Here is a 6,557-nt window from a genome sequence, read left to right as displayed (position 1 = left end):
AAAGGTCGTGAACCTCTACGTGTTACAGTCAACCAACCTGGTTTACACAATGTACTTAATGCATTGGCGGCAATCGGTATTGCAACTGATGAGGGTGTTTCAGATGCGGCAATTTGTCGTGCTCTCGAAGGCTTTAGCGGTGTGGGTCGTCGTTTCCAAGTACAAGGTGAATACGCTATTGCTGATGGCATGGTGAAGTTAGTGGACGATTATGGCCATCACCCTAAAGAAGTTGAAGCAACAATTAAGGCTGCACGTCAAAGCCATCCTGATCGTCGCTTGGTGATGATGTTCCAGCCCCACCGTTATTCACGTACTCGTGATTGTTTTGATGATTTTGTTGATGTGTTATCGCAAGTAGATCAGTTGCTATTGTTAGAGGTCTATCCTGCTGGTGAAAAACCAATTGTGGGCGCTGATAGTCGTACCCTTGCTCGAAGTATTCGTTTACGTGGTGAGGTTGAGCCAATAATTATTGACCCAGTTGAGGGTAATTTGCAGAATGTGATACAAAAAGTGTTACAACCTAATGATTTATTATTAACACAAGGTGCGGGTAACGTAGGTGCAATTTCGTTAGAATTAGCGCAAAGTGAATTATTTACCAAATAATGAAATTTTTTACTGGTGAAATGCTGGTGCTATCAATTGTGAGCAAATATTTCACCATCATTTATGCAAAAAAAGTTTAAGGATATAAACGTGTCAAATGCTTCTAAATTCGGCAAAGTTGCGGTGTTGCTTGGTGGTAAATCTGCCGAGCGTGAGGTGTCATTAGATAGTGGTAAAGCAGTCTTAGAAGCATTGATCCGTTCTGGAGTAAATGCTGAGGCTTTTGATCCACTTGAGCGTAGTGTGACTGAACTTGTAAATTATGATCGTGCCTTTATTGTTCTACATGGTCGTGGTGGTGAAGATGGTCAAATTCAAGGTGCTCTAGAGTGGTTGAACTTGCCTTACACCGGTACTCGTGTGCAAGGTTCAGCGATTGGCATGGATAAGGTTAAAACGAAGCAGATTTGGCAAGGCTGTGACCTACCTACTGCCCCGTATCGTATTATTTCAGAACAAACCGATTTAGATGAAGTGGTACAAAGCTTAGGTCTACCTTTAATCATTAAACCTGTGCATGAAGGCTCTAGCGTTGGTATGACTAAGGTTGAAAAAGCTGAAGATCTTGCTCAAGCAGTTGCTAAAGCAAGCCAACATGATGCATTAGTCATGGCGGAAAAATGGATTACTGGTCGTGAATTTACCATTGCTATGCTCAATGGTCAGGCGCTGCCGGTGATTCGCTTACAGCCCCCTGCTGATGTCGCTTTTTATGACTATGATGCTAAGTATCTGCGTAACGATGTTGAATATGGTATTCCATGTGGATTAAGTGAAGCAGAAGAGCAGCAGTTACAAGCTTTATCTTTAACTGCTTTTCAGGCAGTAGGTGCCAGTGGTTGGGGACGTATTGATGCGATGCAGGACCAAGATGGCAACTTCTGGTTACTTGAAGTGAATACAGTACCAGGAATGACCAGTCATTCGTTGGTGCCAAAGGCAGCAGGCGCAGTGGGTTATACATTTGACACACTTTGTCTGGCCATCCTTGAGCAAACTTTGACGGATAACTAATACATTATGGCGCAGCTACCTGCTTCTATGCGCCCTAAGCGCGCAGCAATTACCTCTATACATGAGAAGCCACCAACACGAAAAGATAAACTCGTGAATATGGGGGGCTGGGTATTACTGGTGATTGCTGTTGTAGTATTGTTGGCGGGAATATTTGGTCTATATAAAGTTATTACTGATGCTAGAGTTGCGACTTTAAATGTTGTTGGTATATCTTCTGATCTAGAAAAGCAGCAGATTACGCAGCATTTAAAGCCGATAGTACAAAATAATTATTTTACTTCGGATTTGGAACAAATTCGTGATAGTGCTTTAGAAATTCCTTGGGTAGACCGTGTTGTGGTTTCACGCACTTGGCCAAATAGTATCAGTGTACGTGTTGTTCCTAGACATGCAATTGCGCGTTGGGGTACTGGGCGTTTACTCAGTGATGCGGGTGTTATCTTTACAGAAGCAACTGTTAAGGATAATTCTAAATTGCCAATGTTGCACGGGCCATTGGGTCAATCCAAAGTGATGATGCGACGTTATAATGAGATTAATCAACTTTTTCAACCTGCACAATTGCGATTGAAAGATTTGTATTTAACAGATCGTATGACTTGGTTTATGCAGTTTGACTCTGGTTTGCGAGTCATTGTTGATCAAGATCAAACCATGAGTAAGTTACAGCGTTTAAATCAGTTGGCTCAATCTGATTTGAAACCCGTGTGGTCTCAAGTTGCTGCAATTGATTTGCGTTATAGAAATGGTTTGGCTATTCAGTGGAAAAACGCGACACCACCGAAGATTGTGAATGGACAGTTTGTGTATTCTACAGTTCAGGCCAGTGCAGTAGCACCGGCAAATAAACGGTGATATGGGTTGTATAGGCAAATAAAATTTAACCTATTGAAATTTAAACAATGAAAAACATGGTAATGAATAATGAATGAAACCGTTCCATCAGTTGTTGCGATCGACATTGGGACACATAAGGTTTCAGTCTTGATCGGTAAAGTGCATTCTCCTGATAATATTCAGGTGATTGGTATGGCGAGTGCGCGTAATCGAGGGATGAGCAAAGGTAAAATTGTTAGCCTTGATAAAGTCATTACCGCAATCAAAAATGCCGTGCAAGAAGCAGAGGATATGGCAGAGTGTCGTGTGCATTCAGCTTGGGTTTCTATTCCAAATACTGAAATGCAAAGTTTTTATGCCGTAGGCCGAACTCCAATTGCCAATCCTGATCGTATTATTACAACCACCGAAATGGTGCGAGCACTTGAATTAGCCAAAGCAAGTCATATGACTGCTGATTATTATTTGGCCAGTGCTGTGCCATTGGGGTTTGAACTTGATGATGCAGAAGAGTGGGTGCAAAACCCGATTAACTTGTCTGCTCATAGTATGACTGCGCATTATCAATTAATGATGCTCCCTATCAGTACGATGCAGAACTTAGACCGTGCAATGAAAGGCGCCAATATTTCAGTAGAAAAGATGGTGTTGTCTTCATTGGCTACAGTTGAAAGCAGCCTACTGAAAGATGAAAAAGAATACGGGGTTTGTTTGCTGGATATTGGTGCAGGAACAACCAGTATCGCAGTTTATATTGAAGGTCATTTAGCGATGGCACACACCATTCAACTGGGTGGGGAAAATGTAACACGTGATATTGCTTCAGTATTGCAAACAACAACCGAGGAAGCCGAACGGATCAAACTTTTGTATGGTTGTGTTGATTTAAATCAAGTCAAACCAGATCATATGATTCAGTTTGAAGCCATTGACGGTCCACAAAGTATTAGTCGTATCGAGTTATCTGAGATTATCTTGGCACGCTATATGGAAATCATGGGCTTAGTTCATGAAAAGTTAGAGGCGCATGGTGCTTTACAAAGCCTGTACCATGGTGTGGTGTTAACTGGAGATGCCTGTCAAATTGAAGGAATGGTGGCATTTGTACGACGTAGCTTAGGTGTATCTGCTCATTTGGGTAATCCACCTTTACAAGTTGTAGCGGATGACCAATATTTACCTTCACTAAGACGCTCAATGTATGTGACAGCTGCTGGCTTATTACTTTTTAGCCAAAGTGAAATGCAAGAAACGATTGAAGAGCCTGAAGGGGTGAGTAAAAGATCGTTTTTACAGCGTTTAGCCAATGGCTGGAATACAATGAATAACAAATTGAAAGGCATTTTTTAGGTATAGTTTTTTTTGGGAAGATTGTCGGTGAGTTGTAACTATCCTAGTGGATACTTGACAAGCTTGGCATTGCGAAGCATCCTAAAAATAATTTATGTTTATGAAGATCAAGGCAGTATACGGGCTTAAGTGACTGCCGAAATTAATTAGGAAAGCTAAAGGTCATGGCCTCATTTGAATTTTTGGAAGATGAACGAAGTGATGGTAACGGTCAAGCCCGTTTTACTGTATTTGGTGTAGGTGGTGGCGGTGGTAATGCCGTACAACACATGGTGCAATCTGATATTCAAGGCGTTAAATTCGTTTGCGCAAATACAGATAAACAAGCACTTGATCGTATGAATGCACCTTTCAAGATTCAGCTTGGTGAACAAAGTACCCGTGGATTAGGCGCTGGTGCCAATCCAGATGTGGGCCAAATTGCCGCAGAAGAAAGCCGTGAAGTGATTCGTCAACACCTTGAAGGTGCTGATATGGTTTTCGTAACCGCTGGTATGGGTGGTGGTACGGGTACAGGTGCTGCACCAGTTGTTGCTGAAATCGCTAAAGAAATGGGCATCTTAACAGTAGGTGTTGTGACTACACCTTTTAATTTTGAAGGTCGTCGTCGTTTACGTTCAGCTGAGAAAGGCATTGAAGCTTTAGAAACGCATGTAGATTCATTGATTATTATCCCAAATCAACGTTTGCTTAGCGTTTATGGTGATATTTCAATGCAAGATGCTTATCGTAAAGCAGATGATGTATTACTGAATGCTGTACGTAGTATCTTTGATTTGGTTGTACGTCCTGGTCATATTAACCTTGACTTTGCCGATTTAAAAACTGCGATGAGTACTCGTGGTTATGCCATGATGGGCGAGGGTAAAAGTAGTGGTCCAGATCGTGCTGAAGAAGCTGCACGTTTGGCTATTCGTAGTCCATTGCTTGATAACGTCAATATTATTAACGCAAAAGGTGTGTTGATTAATATTACTGGTGGTGCTGACGTTACTTTACGTGAAACAGAAGTTATTACTGATGTTGTTAACCAAATTGTTGATTTGGATGATGGTGAAGTATTCTTCGGTACAGTATTTGATCCTGATGCGCGTGACGAAATTCGTGTGACTGTTATTGCAACAGGTTTAACACGTAATGCAAATGATGCCGCAGATGCGCGTCGTAAATCAGCATCTGCAACCACTACACATGTACAGCAATCAGCTCAAAATGTTGAAGATGAGGATATTCCTGCAATCAGTCGTCGACAAAATGCAGAAATTCCAGCATCTGCACCGAGTGCTTCACCACGTTCTACGCCGATGAGCATCCAAGACTATTTGAAGAATCAACAGCGTAAATAATTGAAATATATAGTTATACTATTTTATTTAGATAAATGGCAGTGAGAATCACTGCCATTTTTGTTTTTTATCAATGGCTAAATATGCTAACGTATAGTGGATTTGAGGATGAAGACCATAAAAGCATGTTGAAACAACGTACCCTAAAACGTGCCGTGAAAGCCAGTGGCATTGGATTACATAGTGGGCAAAAAGTCATTATTAATTTTTTGCCACATGTGGTGGATGGGGGTATTGTTTTCCGCCGAATTGATTTAGATCCGCCTGTAGAAATTCCTGCAGACGCACTTCTTGTTCAAGAAGCTTTCATGTGTTCAAACTTAGTCATAGGCGATTTTAAGGTAGGCACGATTGAACATGTTACCAGTGCGATTGCTGGTCTAGGTATTGACAATATTATTGTCGAAGTTTCTGCCTCAGAAGTCCCGATTATGGATGGTAGTGCTGGGCCGTTTATTTATTTATTAAGTAAAGGCGGTTTAGTTGAACAAGATGCACCGAAGAAATTTATTCGAATTCTAAAGCCCGTTACCGCACTCATTGATGACAAACGAGCAATTTTCTCCCCTCATGAGGGGTTTCAAATCAACTTTACCATTGATTTTGATCATCCTGCGTTTGCTAAAGAATATCAGTCAGCAACCATCGACTTTTCTACAGAAACTTTCGTATACGAAGTGAGTGGAGCACGTACTTTTGGCTTTATGAAGGATTTGGACTATCTCAAGTCACATAATTTGGCTTTAGGAGCGAGTTTAGACAATGCGATTGGTGTCGATGATACAGGTGTTGTAAATGAAGAGGGTCTACGCTTCGCTGATGAGTTTGTGCGACACAAAATTTTAGATGCTGTCGGTGATTTATATCTGCTTGGGCATCAAATTATCGCCAAGTTCGATGGTTATAAATCTGGTCATGCACTAAATAACCAATTATTACGCAATGTGCAAAGTGATCCAAGTAGCTATGAAATTGTAACATTTGATGATAGCAAATCTTGCCCAATTCAATATGTAAAAGTAGTTTGAAGCCTTATTTTACCGAAGTTTGTGTTATATTATAACAATTCCTAAGTTGTGAATCGTCTTCACATTTTGTGGCAATTTGAACTATCGCAATGTAATGATTACATTTTATTGCTTGCCAAACGTAGTAGAGCTTGACTAAGCTTAGGGTCCTGAACAAAGCTTGCCGCATGTTCAAGCATGTTGCGAGCTTCGGGTGTGATTTGCTTCTCAATTTTTAAAGTTTGTTGTTGAGATGTTTGTTTTAGTCTCAATCTAACTTGAATCTTGTTTAAGTCATTCAACCCCTCGATTTGAGATAATTGAGAAATATACTGCTTTTGAAGATAACCGAGTTGACTGATCATTGCTTGATTTTCACCGGTGATGG

At 40.9% G+C, this 6,557-nt stretch carries 6 protein-coding genes and 1 pseudogene; 6 read left to right on the top strand and 1 reads right to left on the bottom strand.

The genetic code is table 11. The features are described from left to right. From Aru01_RS17645 to lpxC, 6 genes are all read left to right on the top strand, one after another. Positions 1-612, top strand: a 612-nt coding sequence (locus Aru01_RS17645; protein ID WP_042111713.1) for a glutamate ligase domain-containing protein, incomplete at its 5' end; no start/stop codon positions are given. Positions 613-702: 90 nt separating this feature from the next. Continuing rightward, positions 703-1,626, top strand: a complete 924-nt coding sequence (locus Aru01_RS17640) for a D-alanine--D-alanine ligase (RefSeq protein WP_016654638.1) — start codon at positions 703-705, stop codon at positions 1,624-1,626. Positions 1,627-1,632: 6 nt separating this feature from the next. Beyond that, a complete protein-coding gene (locus Aru01_RS17635) occupies positions 1,633-2,484 on the top strand; it encodes a cell division protein FtsQ/DivIB (protein ID WP_016654639.1) in 852 nt (283 codons plus the stop codon). A gap of 69 nt (positions 2,485-2,553) precedes the next feature. Beyond that, entirely contained in the window at positions 2,554-3,816 is a 1,263-nt protein-coding gene (gene ftsA / locus Aru01_RS17630; protein ID WP_016654640.1) for a cell division protein FtsA, read from the top strand. 164 nt (positions 3,817-3,980) lie between these two features. After that, the gene (ftsZ, locus tag Aru01_RS17625) at positions 3,981-5,162 is read left to right on the top strand and encodes a cell division protein FtsZ (protein WP_016654641.1); all 1,182 of its coding nucleotides are present in this window, start codon (positions 3,981-3,983) and stop codon (positions 5,160-5,162) included. Between the two features lie 125 nt (positions 5,163-5,287). Beyond that, entirely contained in the window at positions 5,288-6,190 is a 903-nt protein-coding gene (gene lpxC / locus Aru01_RS17620; protein ID WP_040331001.1) for a UDP-3-O-acyl-N-acetylglucosamine deacetylase, read from the top strand. Positions 6,191-6,288: 98 nt separating this feature from the next. On the opposite strand, the pseudogene Aru01_RS18400 reads toward lpxC, so the two are convergent. Beyond that, positions 6,289-6,557: pseudogene (locus Aru01_RS18400) on the bottom strand (DUF721 domain-containing protein); the annotation flags it as partial.

The organism is Acinetobacter rudis (assembly GCF_000829675.1).
Lineage (GTDB): Bacteria > Pseudomonadota > Gammaproteobacteria > Pseudomonadales > Moraxellaceae > Acinetobacter > Acinetobacter rudis.
The sequence above is the reverse complement of the archived record's forward strand: the minus strand, read 5'-3'. Positions and strand labels throughout refer to the sequence as shown.

Coding starts and splice junctions, on each gene's coding strand:
- Aru01_RS17635 (WP_016654639.1), top strand. CDS start 1,633: ATGGCGCAGCTACCTGCTTCTATGCGCCCTAAGCGCGCAGCAATTACC.
- ftsA (WP_016654640.1), top strand. CDS start 2,554: ATGAATGAAACCGTTCCATCAGTTGTTGCGATCGACATTGGGACACAT.
- ftsZ (WP_016654641.1), top strand. CDS start 3,981: ATGGCCTCATTTGAATTTTTGGAAGATGAACGAAGTGATGGTAACGGT.
- lpxC (WP_040331001.1), top strand. CDS start 5,288: ATGTTGAAACAACGTACCCTAAAACGTGCCGTGAAAGCCAGTGGCATT.